Source organism: Campylobacter sp. RM16192, from assembly GCF_004803855.2.
In the GTDB taxonomy this organism is placed as follows: Bacteria; Campylobacterota; Campylobacteria; order Campylobacterales; family Campylobacteraceae; genus Campylobacter_A.
The window spans coordinates 660,684-676,699 of the sequence record NZ_CP012552.1 but is presented as its reverse complement, the minus strand read 5'-3'; the positions used below and the strand labels follow the sequence as shown (position 1 = coordinate 676,699).

The following is a 16,016-nucleotide window of genomic DNA, read 5'->3' as shown; positions in this document are numbered from 1 at the left end:
TATTTATAAAGCTTGCAAATTATGAACGCGATTGCTTTCTCATGGTTCTAAGCGTAGAAGCGGCTACCTTAATTCTTCTCGTTGTTCCATCTTCGAGCATTACTCTAATAGTTCTAAGATTTGGCAAAAATCTTCTCTTGGTTCTATTTTTAGCGTGGCTTACATTGTTTCCAACCATAGGGCCTTTGCCTGTGATATCGCATATTTTTGACATATTTTTCCTTCAAAACAAAAATTTCTGCTGATTCTATCCAAAAAAAGCAAAATATTAACTTAAATAAATTTTAGAATATAGGTTATCTTAAAATTATTATATGCAATATTTAAACTCATTTTATGAATATAAAGGATAGAATATTAAAAGATTATTTTTACAAAATTGGCAGATAGATACGATAATGATAAAACAAGAAAGTATGGATGAGTTAATCGCTCAAATACCTGCGATTCCGGCTATTTTAAAATCATGTGAAAATACTCTTGCTTCCGGAGATTTAGCCAAAGCAGCTGCTATTGCCAAAAACGATTTGGCATTAGTAGAATATATGCGCTCTATCATCAACAAGCCGATTTTTGGATTCAAAAAAGAGATCGAAGATATATCTCAAATCTTTTCCGCTCTTGGCGCAGATAGAACTACCGATATTTTATACTCTTATTACGTATTACTAACAACACCTAAAAAATGGAAAATTTTCAATCTAGACACACAAAAATTTGCAAATTTGCAAGCCAATTTTATGATCGATTGGGGAAAGATATTAAAAGAAATAAAGGTAGATAATAAGGATATTTTTAAATCCATAACAATAATACCATCAAGCATATCCGTATGTGAAAAAATATTCTCGGAAAACGCAGAAAATTTAAAATACGTATTAAGAACTAGCGGACTTAGCTACAATACGATTTTAAAGAGAGAAATAGGTTTTGATATATTTGAAATATGTTGCAAGATAGCTGAAAAATGGCAATTAAGTAATATTGTCGTAGATATTTTTAAAAATTTATCCAAAAAAGATGAGCAAACAGCAATAACTAAATATATACATCTACTAATATCTTACGAGCTGTCAAAAACGGAATTTTCAAATTCTGGCTTCGCAGAGATGTTTGAGTTTAATTGCAACGCCTCTCCTGCAGAGCTTGCAACATTTATGAAAGCGATAGAATATGAAACCAAAAATTAAAGATAGTGTAGCAATATTCTATCCTCACGGCTTTTTAGACGGAGACGCATCAAAGTATGAAATATACTTGGCCACTAAGGAGTTAGTCCTTTCAAAAAAAATAGAATGCATACTAATATCCCTTAAAAAAGTTGTATATTTTAATAAAAGAGGCATCAATTCTATCTCTCTGGTAATGTCTGAAATAGCAAAAAAAGTAGACGCTAACGTAGCATTTTGTGACTATGACGAGACAAAATTTAAGGCGCTAAGAGAGATGTCACCTCAAAGCTTAAATTTATCATTTTTTGATAGCGAAGAGGTAGCTATGCTATTTTTTGGAAATACCGAAAAATCAACCAAAGAAAAAAAGATAATCCTATTTCACGAAAATCAAGAGCAAAAAAATCAAATTTCACTAAAGCTTGTCGGAAGAGGCTACATAGTCTATACAGCAAAAGATGTAAACGAGTTTAAAAACTCAGCTAAAAACTATAATATCAAAATTAATTTAACACATATCAATATAAATGAAAAAACCATAGCCGTACAAGTAAGAGAAAATGTCGTTATTTATAAACTTACGGGCTTTATAGACTCAAATTTTGCCGAAAATTTCGATATGTCAGCTCACAATAATTCTCTTAAGATAGGATTTAAATTTTTCGTATTTGACGCTACTAGAGCAAGATCTGCCAATATACACGGAGTTAGTTTTTTGGCTAGACTGTCTACATCAAGCGCGGAATATGGTGCCACTATTGCCATTTGCGGACTTAGCGGCTCAAATACATCCGAAACTCTTAGAAACGACTTAGAGGATTCTGGAATTTTACTATACAATAGCGTCGAAGATTTTTTCAATGATGACGGAAGTATAAGTGGCGGTCCTGGAATGAAAGAGTCAATGCCACATAACATCACTAGAAATTTGGTTCAATTCTTGCCTCTTATTTTAAAAACAACCATAGATACTTTATCCTCTATGGCAAAAATTAAAGTGGAGCGCGGTAAAATTTTTGTTAAAACATTTGACATGAACCAAAAAGTGCTGACAGGATGTATAGCTTTTTACGGAGATATTGACGCTAAAATTTTACTATCTCTTGATAAAAGTATAGTACAAAAGGCTTGTGCTATATTTCTACAAGATGATAAAGAGGCGTCGCTTAACAGCGCTTTTGGTAATTTTATGGTAATAATAGGAAACAAAATTTTATCCATATTAGAGTCAAAAAAGATAAAAGTTGATATAACGATGCCAAATGTTTTTGAAAACTATATTCAAGACGGTGATACCGTTAGTAAAGGCGCTTTTGTTGAGCTTGTTAGCAATGGGACAAAAGGCGCGCTATTTTTAAGTAGATAACAAAGGATTTATATGTACGTTGCTCCGAGTATTTTATCGGCTGATTTTGGAAATTTAAGGGCTGAGATAGAGGCGATCTGCGAGGCCGGGTGTGATCTTATACACATTGACGTTATGGACGGGCATTTTGTGCCAAATTTAACTATCGGACCGCTTGTAGTAAATGCCGTCGCAAAAGCTGCTACAAAGCCACTTGATATACATTTGATGGTACAAAACAATACGTTTTTTGCCGATCTTTTCTTGCCGCTTAAGCCGAAATTTTTAAGCTTTCATATCGAAGAAGAAAAGCACCCGTTAAGACTCATAGATCACATCAGAAAAAACGGCGTAGGACCTGCTATCACGCTAAATCCTCATACACCGATCGAAACTCTTGAGTACATCATAAACGAAGTTGATATGGTGCTTTTAATGAGTGTAAATCCAGGATTTGGCGGGCAAAAATTTATCCCTTCAGTGCTTGATAAAGCTCGCAAACTGCGCGAGATGATAGAGCGCAAAAACGCAAAATGCATGATAGAAGTTGACGGCGGAGTTACGGGACTAAATGTAGCTGAGCTTGACGAAGCGGGCGTTGATATCGTGGTTGCAGGCAATTATATATTTTCATCAAACTCTTATGCCGAGTCTATAAGAGCGCTAAAGCTTGAGTTTTGAACCAAAAGCTAGAAAATCTCATAAACCTACTCTGCAAGCAAAATTTAAGCTACTACGAATTCATAGCAAAAGCAAGCCAAATAGAGGAATTTAGCTCTATCTTTGACGTGCGAGATCTTGCTATGTGGCAAATTTTAGGGCTTGACATCAGACGAAACGGCTCAAACGAGATAGAGCTAAATACAAGAAAAAGAAACATAGACGAGCAGATATTTTGTATTGTGGATATCGAAACGAGCGGCGGCATAAACAGCGGACAGATCATAGAGATAGGCGCGCTTAAAATGCAAAACGGCGAAGAGATAGAGCGCTTTGAAACGCTTGTGCACGCTACCTTTATACCAGAAAACATCTCTGCGCTTACAGGTATACGAGTAGAGGATCTGCAGGGCGCTCCAAGTCTTGCAAGCGTGCTTGAAAAATTTAGACTTTTTCTTGCCGATAGTGTTTTTGTCGCGCATAATGTCAAATTTGACTATGGATTTGTTAGTGCTAGCTTTGAGAAATTCGGGCTTGGTGTTATGCTAAACCGCAAAATTTGCACCATAGATCTAGCGCGCCGAACTATCCCGTCGCTTAAATACGGACTTGGCGCGCTAAAAGAGGTTTTGGGCATACAAAACACTCATCATAGAGCGATGAACGACGCTATAGCCGCAGCTGAAATTTTTAAAGCCGCAGTTAAAAATACTCCAAGTGTAGTAAGATACACGGAAGATCTTATAGAGTTTAGCAAAACCGCAAATACGGTCAAAAGACCGACAGTTAGCGCTCAAACTGTGATAAATTTTGAAGAGTCAATTTTACAGCTCTACTCGCTTTGAATTAATTTAAAATTTATAGAAGAGTAAAATTTAGAGCTTGTAAAATTTAGCTCTCGATTCTCTCGCCGTTTATTCTCACAACTCTAGCAGGTATGCCAACAACGGTTGCGTTATCAGGCACATCTTTAAGCACGACTGAATTTGCACCGATTTTTGAATTTTCTCCTATCGTTATAGCTCCAAGCACCTTTGCACCTGCTGCTATGACAACACCGTTTTTAACGGTCGGGTGACGCTTGCCAACCTCTTTACCTGTACCTCCAAGTGTCACTTGATGATACATCGTAACATCATCTCCTATCTCAGCCGTTTCTCCGATAACTACCCCCATGCCGTGATCGATAAAGAGCCTTGAGCCGATCTTTGCACCCGGATGTATCTCAATGCCCGTTATAAATCTTGAAATTTGAGAGATAAATCGAGCAATAAAAAAGAATTTCTTCACGTATAAAAAATGCGAAAATCTATGAAAAACCACCGCATGAATGCCCGGAGTATTTATAAGCACCGCCCAAAAGCAGCATCCGTTTGCGGCGGGATCTTTCTCACCGACAGTGGCAACCAGCTCTTTTATCTCTTCAATTATCTTCAAATTTTAAGCCTCGTAAAGTGGCGTGCTTAAATATCTCTCACCATTATCAGGTGCGATAAAAAGCACCTTTTTGCCCTCGCCTAGTCTTTTTGCCGTGCGGATAGCTACTGCAAGAGCGGCACCTCCGGAGATCCCAAGCAAAATTCCCTCGCTTTTTGCCAAGACCCTAGCCACCTCAAAAGCCTCTTCATTACTAACTAGCTCTATTGTGTCGATTAAAGAGGTATCAAGTGTATCAGGGATAAATCCCGCTCCTATGCCTTGAATTTTATGTGCGCCTGCCGTATTTCCGGAAATCACGGCGGAATCCTTTGGCTCAACTGCGATTATCTGTGTGTTGTAGCCATTTTCTTTAAGCACCTTAGAAACGCCGCTTAGCGTCCCGCCCGTGCCGACACCGGCTACAAAAGCGTCAAGCTGCTTAAAATCACTCATTATCTCAACTGCGGTAGTCTTTACGTGAGCTTGCGGGTTATAGGCGTTTTCGAACTGACTTAGCATCATATATCCTGGCTGCTTTGCAAGCTCATTTGCCTTTTCGATGGCGCCTTTCATACCCTTTGTGCCCTCGGTTAGCACAAGTCTAGCCCCATAAGCGGCTAAAATTTTACGCCTTTCTATACTCATAGTTTCAGGCATGGTTAGCACGACCTCATACCCAAGCGCGCTTGCCGTCATGGCTATGCCGATGCCCGTGTTTCCGCTTGTGGGCTCTACTATGATATCACCATTTTTCAACGCACCGTCTTTTTGCATCTCAAGGATCATGTTTACAGCGATCCTATCCTTAACCGAACCGCCGGGGTTAAAAAACTCAAGCTTAGCGTAAATTTCAGCCACGCCTGGTTGTTTTAGGCTGTTTAATTTTACTACCGGCGTCTTTCCGATCGTTTGAATTATATTTTCGTATATCATTTAGACTTCCTTTTAAAAAAACATACAATAACAACTTCTTTTTCTATAAAATCCAAAAAAAATTATTATTTAAGTCTCAAATTTGCCCCATACTCTCTATAATTTTTAGTGTTTTTAGGCTATCATTCACATCTGCTCCAGTACTTTGTTCGCTATTCAATAAGCACAAAAAGTCTTCTATCTCGCTTGTTAGCGAGTCAGTTCTTTTGACAAAGATGTTTTGTGTTTTATAAGAGTTCATATTAAATTCACTAAATTTTACGAGGCTCTGATTTAGTAAATCAGCCTCATAAACAACCCCTTTACATGTAACCTCGACCGTTCTTTTTCGCCTATATGAAAGCCAACTGGTAGTGATTAGAGCCATTATATCTCCATCTAGCTCAAACGACAAAACCGCGTTATCTTCAAACTTATCATGGATTTTGCGAGAACTCTTTATATCGGCACTTTTTATCTCTTTACCACTTATAAATCTAATAAGATCAATATCATGTACGGCCAGATCTGTTAGTATGCCTACGTCTGCAATGCGCTGTGGAAATGGAGCATTTCTAGTTACTTGAATACTATAAATTTCCTCGTTTTCAAGCTCTTTTTTTAGCGCCACAATCGCTGGATTAAAGCGTTCAATGTACCCAACAGCTACTTTTATGTTTCGCTCAATAGCCTCCATAAGTAAAATTTTAGCGTCATTGACGTTTGAGCAAACTGGTTTTTCTATGAGTAAATTCAAACCCTTTTCCATGCATTTTAACGCAGCCTCTTTGTGCAAAGAAGTTGGGGTGGCAATGATAGCTGCGTCTAAATTTTCGCTTATTAGCATCTCATCAAGATCAGAATAAATTTTATGTGCAAAATTTTCCTTAATAAAAGGATCGCAAAGAGAGACTATTTTCACACCTGCAACATTTTTTATGGCGCGGTAGTGATTTTTACCCATCACACCGAGACCAACAATAGCAAATTTAAGCATTATTAATAACCTCTATGACATAGTCCTGCTCTTCTTCAGTAACGAATGCTGACATCGGCAATGCCATTATATCTTTCGCCACTGTCTCGCTCACGACAAAGTCACCAGGTTTATATCCAAGACCCATAAAGACTTCCTGCAAATGTAATGGTACGGGATAATAAACCCCTATTGGTACGCCTTTTTGCTCACAGATCTCTAGCATCTTCGCTCTATCTTTCACACGGATACAGTACTGTGCCCATGCCGAAACATTACCTTCTGCAATGCAAGGCACCACAACACCATTTAACTCGTCAAAGTATTTATTGGCAATCTCTTGACGTTTTGCAATTTCAGCATCAAGGTATTTTAGCTTGACATTTAAAATGCCAGCTTGAATAGCATCGAGTCTGCCGTTTATGCCGACGTATTTATGAATATATCGTTTTGATTGTCCATGATTTAATAGTATGCGCATCTTTTCGTTTAGGGCGTCGTCATTAGTAAATATCGCACCACCGTCACCATAGCAACCAAGTGGCTTAGCCGGAAAAAAAGAGGTCGTAGCTATATGAGACAAATTACAAGATTTTATACCGTTTTGACTCGCACCAAAGCTTTGTGCAGCGTCCTCAATAACAGCTATGCCATGCTTTTGTGCGATTGCATTTATTGCTGTCATATCAGCCACTTGCCCAAAAAGAGAAACAGGCACTATAGCTTTGGTTTTTGACGTAACCTTTGCCTCAATTAAATTTGGATCTATGTTATACGTTCTCTCGTCAATATCGACAAATACTGGCTTTGCGCCTAAAAAAGCTATCATCTCAGCTGTCGCGATAAAAGTAAAAGGTGTGGTAATAATCTCATCACCTGGCTTTATATCAAGTGCCATAAATGCAAGTAAAAGCGCGTCGGTGCCGCTACTGCAAGCAATTGCATGTTTAGCACCGCTAAATTTGGCTAAATTTTCTTCCAGCTCTCCAACCTTGCCACCAATATAAACCGAACTATCCAATACTTCTTTTATTTGCTCGTCAATCTCAATTTTGTATTTTTGATACTGAGCCTGTAAATTTATAAAATTTACTTTCATTTTTCCTCCTATTTTATGTATTTTAGTATTTCCTCACCAGCCTCGTCAAATCTTTTGCTATTCAAATGAGCTTTGCCAAACTCAACTATCTTGCCGTGATAGCGAGCAAAAATTTGACTCAGGCTAAGCTCTCTGCCATAAGCTTTACAAACCGCGCTTGTATCGATATCTTCAAACCACTCGCGCGCCTCTTCGTAGCTTTCAAATTCATATCCGAAATGAGCCAAAATCCTAAGCGCGTAGCTATCCACGCACATCACTTCGCGCTCACAAGCATAGCAAAGTATCGCGTCGCAAGTCTCGGCACCTATGCCTCTAATGCCAAGAAGCCACTCTCTGCTAACATCTTGCTTAAAGCTCTCAAAGCTGCCAAATTCCTCGTATATCGCCTTGCAAAGCGAACTTAATCTCTTTGCTTTAGTGTTGTAAAAGCCGCTTGGTTTAATCATAACAGCAATGCTTACCGTGTCTAAATTCGCTAAACGTTCAAGAGTTAAATTTCCGCTATTTTTTAGATTATCAAGCGCTTTTTGAGCGTTTTTCCATGCCGTATTTTGCACCAAAATCGCTCCGACAATCACTTCAAAGCTACGCGAATTTGGCCACCAAAGCTCATCTTGTAAATCCGCTTTAATTCCAGCGTTTAAAAACGTTATTAATAGTTCTTCGCTTCTCAAATTTTACCTACTTATCAAATTTAAGTGCGTTTTGCACCTGCATCTCATCTATGCCGTCTATGACTCTAACTTTAAAAGCGTCTATACACCTGCCCTCTTCGCACTCAAAAACTATCATCTGAAATATCCGCCTGCACCTTTCATTTACCTTAAAAGAGTGCTTAAAGCCCGTTAAAAACGTCTTAATAGGCGCTTCTTTGTCCATACCGATAACTCCGTCAAAGGCTCCGCTTAAACCCACATCGCTTGCATAAGCGGTATGATTTAAAATTTGCAAATCATCAGTGCCAACGTGAGTATGCGTGCCAAATATCGCGCTAACCTGTCCGTTTAGATAGCCAAATATCGCGTTTTTCTCGCTCGTGGCTTCCGCGTGAAAATCAATGAGCACGTTTTGGCTCTCGCACTCCTTTAGCGCGTTTTGCACCTCTAAAAAGGCGTTATTTGTATGAGGCATAGCGTAATGACCCATCAAATTTATGACACTCAAGCTTACTTCGCCTCTTTTTAAATTTATCACGCCTTTGCCAGCAGTTCCTGCGAAGTGATTATACGGACGAATGATCGGCAAGCTATCCATAAGCGAGCCGATCTCTTTTTTATCAAAGCTGTGATTGCCACCGGTTATAGCGTCTATACCGCACTCTAGCAGCTCGGCTGCGTTTTGAGCGCTTAGTCCAAAGCCTCCACTTGCATTTTCACAGTTTGCAATGACGAAATCAAGCCCAAATTTATCCCGCATCTTTTTAACGTTTTCAGAGACGATCTTACGACCGGCTCGCCCTACGATATCACCTATAAATCCCGCTCTCACAAAAGCTTCTCTTTATAAGATAGATAAAACTGCTTTGCGGTTCGGCCTGATCTGCTCGCTCTAAGCGCAGAGTAGTTTTTAGCAAGCTCGTGAAGCATCTGCCTATCGCCCGTGTAGTCTTTAAAATAAAAATCCACGATCTTAAGATACTCGGTAAAGCTTCCCTGATAGAAACTTATCCAAAGACCGAAGCGATCAGATAGCGAAATTTTCTCATCCACACTTTCTGCATAGTGGATCTCGTCGCTAGTTACGCTTGTGCCTTCGTTGTCGCTTTTTAGCTCGCTGATTAGATGTCGGCGGTTTGAAGTGGCGTAGATAAGTACGTTTTTAGGGGCTTTTTCTATCGAGCCTTCTAAAATCGGCTTTAAAAATTTATAGTTCGTATCTCCCGCTTCAAAGCTTAGATCATCGCAGTAGATGATGAATTTGTAATTCGTTCTTCTAACCTCATCGATGATATCAACGATAAATTCAAGTTCATCGCTTCTAAGCTCTATGAGTCTTAAGCTCTCGTTATGAAATTTAGTAAAAACAGCCTTTACCAAGCTGCTCTTGCCGCACCCTCTTGCACCCCACAAAATCGCATGATTAGCACTATTATTTTCAATAAAATTTCTTGTATTATTAACAAGCTGTTCTTTTTGTATATCAATGCCTATAAGCTCATCTATATTCACAAAATCCACATCCTCTACAGCTCTTAAGCTACCATTTTTGCGTCTAAAAACAGCTGCATAGGTTAAGTTCCAATCAATCATCACTTAATCTTTCTTAAAAACACTAAAATTTCCTCGATTATATCGTCATCATCTCTGCTCTTTGATTTAAGCACAGTTTTCTCATCTTTTAAATTTGTCAAAACTATATTTTGGCCGCTGTTTGAAATCAATTTAAAATCAGATTTTGCTGCTAAAATTTTAATAATAATTAACTCCAAAAACTGCTTTGTATATCTATCAATTTTACCAAATCTATCCTCAAGCTCACTCTCTATCTCATAAACTCCACTTACATCCTCGCACTTGCTAAGGCGGCGATAGAGCTCCAGTCTAAGCCTGTCTTCACTTATAAATTCAGGATTTAAAAAGGCATTTATACTAAGTTTTAGATCAACTTTTTTACTTTTAAAGCTTTCGTTGTTTAAAAGATTATTTATCTCCTCTTCAAGCATCTTAATATATAGCGAATATCCTATGGCTTCAATGTGACCACTTTGAGCCTCACCTATGAGATTTCCACCACCTCTAATCTCCAAATCATGATAGGCAAGAACTGCACCAGAGCCCAAAAACGAGTTGCTCTCAAGCGCTACAAGCCGCTTTAAGGCTTCTGGTGTAAGCTCATTTTTATCCTCGACCAAGAAGTAGCAATACGCCTGCTTATCACTTCTTCCAACTCTACCTCTTAACTGATGAAGGTCTGCCATACCGAATTTATTAGCACTTTCTACTATAATAGTATTTACATTTGGAAGATGTATTCCGCTTTCTACGATACTTGTGCATAAGAGTAGATCGTATTCGCCTCTTTCAAATTTCATCATCTCATCTTCGGTAGTCTTAGCATCTATCTTGGAGTGAAGAGTCAAAATTCTCAAATTTGAAAGAATGGATTTTAGCTCCTTTTTAGTCTGCTCCATAGTAGCTATATGATTATGAATATAAAATACCTGTCCGCCCCTTCTAAGCTCCCTTAAAATCGCTTCTTTAAGAGCTTTTTCATCCCACTCTCTTACACTTGTTCTGACATCCAGCCTTGAGCTAGGAGGAGTTTGCAAAACCGAATAGGTCTTTACCTTACTAAGCGCCATATTTAGGCTTCTTGGAATCGGCGTTGCGCTCATTGACAAGATATGAGAAGCGCTTGAAATTTCCTTTAGCTTCTCTTTTTGCTTGACGCCGAATTTATGCTCCTCATCTATTATGATAAGTCCCAAATTTGAAGCTTTCATGCTTAAAAGCGAGTGGGTTCCTACACATATGCAAGGCTCTCCATCATTTAAAGCCTTTGTTAAAACCGATTTTTCTTTTGTAGAAGTAAAGCGATCAAGCCTAAAAACTTTGATGTCAAATTTACTAAATCGCTCTTTTAGGCTCTTGTAATGCTGGGCTGAGAGCAAAGTCGTAGGAACGAAAAATAAAGCTTGAAAGCCTGATTTTACGCATTTAAATATAGCATTCATGGCAACTTCTGTTTTGCCAAATCCCACATCGCCACTTAAGAGTCTATCCATAACTTTTCCGCTTGCAAGATCGCTTGAGATATCGTTTACGGCGCGCTCTTGATCCTTTGTATATTCAAAACCGGCATTTTGCAAAAAAGTAAGATACTCCATATCATCTTTTTTAATGATTTCACCACGTATTAACTCTCTTTGGGCGGCTAAATTTATGATCTTTGATGCGATTACAAATAATTTTTGACGAACTTTTTCTTTGATCTTTGCGAAACTAGCCTTACCAAGCCTGTCAAGTACCGCAATTGAGCCATTTTGCGCTATATATCTATCTATAAGATTTAAATGCTCCACAGGCAAAAGAAGCTTATCCTCATTTTGATAGGCTATGACTACAAATTCCCTTGTAGCGCCTAAAACAGTGATCTTTTCAAGTCCTAGAAATCTACCTATTCCATACTCTTCATGAACTACATAATCATTTATCTTTAATTCGTCTATTACGATACTTGCACGTTTGGCACGCTTTTTTTTCTCAAATTTATTAAGTGAAATAATAATTTCATTGGCAGATGTTAAATTTAAAACCGCCTCACTTTTTATAAAATTTACATTTTTGTATTCGCTTAAATTTAAAGCGTTAAAAAGCCCTTCATTGCGCGCTAAAACCTTAATATTTTTATTAGAATTTAGATCAAAAAAATCTTTATTCGGAGTTACAAAAAGCTCTTTATATTTTTTTGCTTCCGGTAAAATAGGCAAATTTTGAAGCTTTGATGTGTCTCTTTCAAAAAGTTCAAAATCAAATTTTTTAACTAAAGCCGTTTTAAATTCGCTTACATAATCAATAAAATCATCTATCGCCCAAAATCCGAGAGAATTTAGACTGCCTATCAATACATCGGATTGCAAATTCTCTATTTTTTGGCTCACGCTTTCGAATTCACTCTTGCTAAGTCCTGCTATAAACGGCAAAATTTCAACACTATCAAGCTCTGTTTTGTTTGAAATTTGAGTTTGAGGCGAATAGTGGCGTATGCTTTCAATCTCTTGATCAAAAAGTAAAATTCTACAGGGCTCCTCACTACCAACGCAAAAAATATCTACTATTTCGCCTCTTATGCAAAACTCTCCTTCGCTCTCCACGATATCTACAGGCTCATATCCAAATCGTATAAGCTCGTCTGCAAATTCTTGCTGATTTAAAGTGTCGGCAAAATTTAATATACGTTTTTGAAGATGTTTTTTACCGGGCAATTTATTTAATATAGTTAAAATCGGACTTATTAAAACTTTTTTCTTGTTAAATTCATAAAATTTAGACAAAACCGAAGATATTTCAAAAAGTTCACTACTAAAAGAGCGAAGATCATCTCCAAAATTCGCCCTAAAATCAGGCAATCTAAAGGCCTTTATATCGGTGAAATTTAAAGCGTTCTCTATCATTAAAGCTTCTTTGTCATCCTCACATACAAGAAGCTCTATCTCACTTGGATTTAAAAAATACTCATAAATTTTTGCTTGCATTAAAACGCCTTAAAAAAGCTTCGACAAGATAAAAAGAGCCGAAAGCCAGATATAACTCATCTTTATTTTCGTGTAAATTGTCAATATTTGCTAAAAAATCTCTATGCTCTATATTTAACTCATTAAGAGTTTTTCTGATTTCATCGGTAGCTAGCTCACGTTCGCCGCTCTCATATTGATAAATTTCAACTCTTTTTATTATGGGTTTAAGAGTCTTTAATACCGATCTATAGTCCTTATCGGCAAAAGAGTTATATATCAAAACAAGCTTTTTGCCGATAAATTTTTGAGCTATGGCTAGTGCGGCAAGCTCGTTATGACCAACATCCACATATATATTTTCAGCTACTTTTTCGCATCTTCCGCGCAGATTCAGCTCGTCTAAATTTGTTATATCAATCTTATTAATAAGTCTTTTTGAGGCTGCGACTGCAAGAGATAAATTTGATATCAAAAAATATGGAAGCGAAAATTTAATAGCGTATTTTTTGATGTTTTCTATATCATCTTTCTCTAAAATTTCACTTGCAAAATTCACTCTTACTCTTTTAGAAGCTGCTATCAAAAATGCCACATGAGTACTTATGCTATTCATCTCGTCATTTAGTATAGCTTGGGAATTTTCTTGCATAGCTTTAAATTTAGTAGTTGAAATTTGCTCTATTGTGTCTCCTAAAACAGCAGTATGATCAAGCCCAATCGGAGTAAAAACACTTAAAATTTTATCAAAGACGTTTGTAGCATCAAGCTCTCCGCCCATACCGCATTCACAAACAAAATAGTCGCATTCGCTAAAAAGCACAGCCGCAAGTAAGGTAGCATACTCAAAATAGCTAGTTTTGACTTTCAATTCATCGCTAAGCATAGTTTGCAAACGCTCATGAGCCGACTCTAAAATTTGACTACCTACAACATCTCCATTTAGCCAAAATCTCTCACTAAATTCAAATATATGAGGGCTTGTATAGTGCCCAACGCTCTTACCACTTAATCTTAAAATTTGAGCTAAAAATCGTCCGGTTGAGCCTTTACCGTTAGTACCTATAATATGAATGATTTTAAAATGCTTTAAATTATTCTTTATACTATCCCAAGCCCTTGGCATACGAGTATAATCAATCTCTTTGTAAAAAAATGGTTTGTGGCTTAAAAATTCATCCAGCTTCATATCATATTTGGCACAACTTGATTTCTACCGTTTTGTTTAGCTATATAAAGCATCTTATCGGCATATTCAAGAGTTGAGGATGAACTTTTATTAGAGCTTCTTATGGTTACTCCACAACTTATAGTAACATCTATTCGCTCATCTTTATACATAAATTTTGAATTTTCTATAATATCGCGAATTTTGTTTGCAAAATTAACACTATCTACTAAAGAACTTTGAGGAAGTAACATTACAAACTCCTCTCCGCCATATCTTGCTACGAAATCAACTTTTCTTGAGTATTTTTTTAATATCTTTCCAATACTTGCTATTATAACATCTCCTGCGTCATGACCATATGTATCGTTAATCTTTTTAAAATAATCTATATCAAAGAAGCATAAAGAATAGTCGATATTGTATCTCCTATATTTATCTTCCATTCGATCCAACTCTTCCATCAAGGCTCTTTTTGTGGCAGTTTTTGTTAAAAAATCCTCCTTGCTCTCAGCCTTAACCATTGCCAATTCACCCTCAAGACTGCTAATTCTATCTTGAAGCTCTTTTATCCTTTTTTGATCGCTACTTACTTGTAAAGAAAATTGCTCTGTCTCATTGCCTAAAGATTCAGCTATGATAATAAGCTTATCTCTAATACTCTCAAAACCATCTTCTTTTAGATTGATGGAATTTAAATCTTTTTTAATATCTTGCATTTTAGCTCCACTAGTAGAAGAGCTACTCATCATATTTAAAAGCCTTGTATTTATGCCTTCAAGAACATCATTTAAAACAGAAACTTTGCTTGAAATTTCAGCCCTGTCAAGTTCTATACGTCTTTTGATAAGTTTTTGTATATTGTCCTGAGTCTCGTCAGCTTCTAGTAGCTTAGGGTCATTCTTTAAACTAAGTTCAAAACCTGCAATTTCAGCATTCATGCTTTCAGATATAGAAGGGGCAAGAGCACATACTATAATATGTACTATCTTCTGACACAGATGAATAGTGTCACCTGATCTTATAGAAGCATTATCAAGTTCTGTAACAGCCGCTTGTAAATCATCAAAACTTTTAACACCATAAAAACCAAGTCTTCTAATAAATAGATCATCATAATCCGTTAAAAACTCAAACCACTTATCTCTAATTAGATCAATAGATGATATATCAAGTTTTTTACTAAGAGTATCGATACTTAATTCTGCTAATTTTTTAGCTTCTTTATTATGAAGAACAGTCACTGCTTGAAGTATTCTTTTACTCATAAAAACAAGTGAGTGTATAAGCCTGGTTAATTCATTTATATTTGATGAGTTTAATTTAGCCGACATAAATGCAAATAATTCGTCTATATTTTTAACTCTTTTTTGTTTTAGTTGATCTACAAGATCTTCATTTAGCCTAGAAAGATACTTTTCAAGCTTTTGGCAATCAGGACTTACATAGCCATTTTTTTTCGCTACTTCACAAAAAACTTCTGTGTAGTTATCAGGAGTAAGTATTAAATTTCTCTCTTTAATCGTACTAATAGTATCTCTTATAATTTTAGTAATTGTTGATGACATTTTTAAACCCTTTTACTGCAAGCACCGCTAAATACTCTTCAAAAGCCTCCTTTGAAGCCTCCTTTATTGCATTATATCTATCTGTTTCACTGATTACGCTATCTGCATAGCGAATATCCTTTATTTTTTTAGAAATAGTAAAATCATACTCGCCAGTAGTTATACTCTTATGGCTTTTCCCATTTTCCAATTTAGTATCAAATTCCATTTTTAAAACAGCTTTATATAAGGATACATAACCATCTTCATCATAAAGAAGTGCTTGTAAATTTACAGATTTTACAGATGCTATTATCTTTGTTTTTGCATTTTTATCGCCACTAAGTTTTCTATTTAGTCTTGATACTATGCCCTCTTTTATGCTGTCTGCTATCCATACACTGCTTTTTGGATCGGCTCTGTCTATAACCACATGTACATAAACATCTTCGCCCATAATATCTTTTGTAATTTTTGAAAGAGGCTTATACCCGCACCCGATTAAAAAAACAGCGATAAAAATTGCGGCTACAAATCTCATA

General features: G+C 36.7%; 16 protein-coding genes. 4 read left to right on the top strand and 12 right to left on the bottom strand.

Annotated features, from left to right (window positions below):
- Positions 1–19: 19 nt before the first annotated feature.
- Positions 20–214 carry a 50S ribosomal protein L28 gene (gene rpmB, locus CDOMC_RS03510; protein WP_169973710.1) on the bottom strand — a complete coding sequence of 65 codons (195 nt, stop codon included), beginning with the start codon at positions 212–214 and terminating at the stop codon, positions 20–22.
- A gap of 184 nt (positions 215–398) precedes the next feature.
- On the opposite strand from rpmB, the gene CDOMC_RS03505 reads away from it, so the two are divergent.
- From CDOMC_RS03505 to CDOMC_RS03490, 4 genes are read left to right on the top strand one after another with little or no spacing between them, the layout of a single operon-like run.
- Positions 399–1,190: an HDOD domain-containing protein gene (locus CDOMC_RS03505; protein ID WP_172127967.1), complete on the top strand. Its 792-nt coding sequence runs from the start codon at positions 399–401 to the stop codon at positions 1,188–1,190.
- On the top strand, positions 1,174–2,538 hold the full coding sequence (locus CDOMC_RS03500; RefSeq protein WP_172127965.1) for an STAS domain-containing protein: 1,365 nt from the start codon (positions 1,174–1,176) through the stop codon (positions 2,536–2,538). Before CDOMC_RS03505 ends, CDOMC_RS03500 begins: the two co-directional genes overlap by 17 nt.
- A gap of 12 nt (positions 2,539–2,550) precedes the next feature.
- Complete coding sequence (rpe, locus tag CDOMC_RS03495) at positions 2,551–3,198, top strand: ribulose-phosphate 3-epimerase (RefSeq protein ID WP_172127963.1); 648 nt, start codon at positions 2,551–2,553, stop codon at positions 3,196–3,198.
- Positions 3,195–4,022: a 3'-5' exonuclease gene (locus tag CDOMC_RS03490; RefSeq protein WP_172127961.1), complete on the top strand. Its 828-nt coding sequence runs from the start codon at positions 3,195–3,197 to the stop codon at positions 4,020–4,022. Before rpe ends, CDOMC_RS03490 begins: the two co-directional genes overlap by 4 nt.
- Before the next feature lie 46 nt (positions 4,023–4,068).
- On the opposite strand, the gene epsC is transcribed toward CDOMC_RS03490, so the two are convergent.
- From epsC to CDOMC_RS03435, 11 genes are all read right to left on the bottom strand, one after another.
- Complete coding sequence (gene epsC, locus CDOMC_RS03485) at positions 4,069–4,605, bottom strand: serine O-acetyltransferase EpsC (RefSeq protein ID WP_442861615.1); 537 nt, start codon at positions 4,603–4,605, stop codon at positions 4,069–4,071.
- Between the two features lie 12 nt (positions 4,606–4,617).
- Positions 4,618–5,529 (bottom strand): cysteine synthase A, encoded by a 912-nt coding sequence (gene cysK / locus CDOMC_RS03480; protein ID WP_172127958.1) that lies wholly within the window; start codon positions 5,527–5,529, stop codon positions 4,618–4,620.
- A gap of 76 nt (positions 5,530–5,605) precedes the next feature.
- On the bottom strand, positions 5,606–6,505 hold the full coding sequence (locus tag CDOMC_RS03475; RefSeq protein WP_172127956.1) for a Gfo/Idh/MocA family protein: 900 nt from the start codon (positions 6,503–6,505) through the stop codon (positions 5,606–5,608).
- Complete coding sequence (locus tag CDOMC_RS03470; protein ID WP_172127954.1) at positions 6,498–7,583, bottom strand: DegT/DnrJ/EryC1/StrS family aminotransferase; 1,086 nt, start codon at positions 7,581–7,583, stop codon at positions 6,498–6,500. Before CDOMC_RS03470 ends, CDOMC_RS03475 begins: the two co-directional genes overlap by 8 nt.
- Before the next feature lie 8 nt (positions 7,584–7,591).
- Entirely contained in the window at positions 7,592–8,260 is a 669-nt protein-coding gene (locus CDOMC_RS03465; RefSeq protein WP_172127952.1) for a 3-methyladenine DNA glycosylase, read from the bottom strand.
- A gap of 7 nt (positions 8,261–8,267) precedes the next feature.
- Positions 8,268–9,074 (bottom strand): TIGR00282 family metallophosphoesterase, encoded by an 807-nt coding sequence (locus tag CDOMC_RS03460; RefSeq protein WP_172127950.1) that lies wholly within the window; start codon positions 9,072–9,074, stop codon positions 8,268–8,270.
- The gene (locus CDOMC_RS03455; protein ID WP_172127948.1) at positions 9,071–9,835 is read right to left on the bottom strand and encodes an ATP-binding protein; all 765 of its coding nucleotides are present in this window, start codon (positions 9,833–9,835) and stop codon (positions 9,071–9,073) included. Before CDOMC_RS03455 ends, CDOMC_RS03460 begins: the two co-directional genes overlap by 4 nt.
- Entirely contained in the window at positions 9,835–12,780 is a 2,946-nt protein-coding gene (mfd, locus tag CDOMC_RS03450) for a transcription-repair coupling factor (RefSeq protein WP_172127946.1), read from the bottom strand. The genes CDOMC_RS03455 and mfd overlap by 1 nt, the downstream gene beginning before the upstream one ends.
- Positions 12,761–13,948 carry a Mur ligase family protein gene (locus CDOMC_RS03445; protein WP_172127944.1) on the bottom strand — a complete coding sequence of 396 codons (1,188 nt, stop codon included), beginning with the start codon at positions 13,946–13,948 and terminating at the stop codon, positions 12,761–12,763. Before CDOMC_RS03445 ends, mfd begins: the two co-directional genes overlap by 20 nt.
- Positions 13,945–15,495: a GGDEF domain-containing protein gene (locus CDOMC_RS03440; protein ID WP_172127942.1), complete on the bottom strand. Its 1,551-nt coding sequence runs from the start codon at positions 15,493–15,495 to the stop codon at positions 13,945–13,947. Before CDOMC_RS03440 ends, CDOMC_RS03445 begins: the two co-directional genes overlap by 4 nt.
- Positions 15,476–16,015 carry an LPS assembly lipoprotein LptE gene (locus CDOMC_RS03435; protein ID WP_172127940.1) on the bottom strand — a complete coding sequence of 180 codons (540 nt, stop codon included), beginning with the start codon at positions 16,013–16,015 and terminating at the stop codon, positions 15,476–15,478. Before CDOMC_RS03435 ends, CDOMC_RS03440 begins: the two co-directional genes overlap by 20 nt.
- Position 16,016: the final 1 nt, after the last annotated feature.

Coding starts and splice junctions, on each gene's coding strand:
- CDOMC_RS03470 (WP_172127954.1), bottom strand. CDS start 7,583: ATGAAAGTAAATTTTATAAATTTACAGGCTCAGTATCAAAAATACAAA.
- CDOMC_RS03455 (WP_172127948.1), bottom strand. CDS start 9,835: ATGATTGATTGGAACTTAACCTATGCAGCTGTTTTTAGACGCAAAAAT.
- rpe (WP_172127963.1), top strand. CDS start 2,551: ATGTACGTTGCTCCGAGTATTTTATCGGCTGATTTTGGAAATTTAAGG.
- CDOMC_RS03435 (WP_172127940.1), bottom strand. CDS start 16,015: ATGAGATTTGTAGCCGCAATTTTTATCGCTGTTTTTTTAATCGGGTGC.
- CDOMC_RS03475 (WP_172127956.1), bottom strand. CDS start 6,505: ATGCTTAAATTTGCTATTGTTGGTCTCGGTGTGATGGGTAAAAATCAC.
- CDOMC_RS03505 (WP_172127967.1), top strand. CDS start 399: ATGATAAAACAAGAAAGTATGGATGAGTTAATCGCTCAAATACCTGCG.
- CDOMC_RS03500 (WP_172127965.1), top strand. CDS start 1,174: ATGAAACCAAAAATTAAAGATAGTGTAGCAATATTCTATCCTCACGGC.
- CDOMC_RS03445 (WP_172127944.1), bottom strand. CDS start 13,948: ATGAAGCTGGATGAATTTTTAAGCCACAAACCATTTTTTTACAAAGAG.
- CDOMC_RS03440 (WP_172127942.1), bottom strand. CDS start 15,495: ATGTCATCAACAATTACTAAAATTATAAGAGATACTATTAGTACGATT.
- cysK (WP_172127958.1), bottom strand. CDS start 5,529: ATGATATACGAAAATATAATTCAAACGATCGGAAAGACGCCGGTAGTA.
- rpmB (WP_169973710.1), bottom strand. CDS start 214: ATGTCAAAAATATGCGATATCACAGGCAAAGGCCCTATGGTTGGAAAC.
- mfd (WP_172127946.1), bottom strand. CDS start 12,780: ATGCAAGCAAAAATTTATGAGTATTTTTTAAATCCAAGTGAGATAGAG.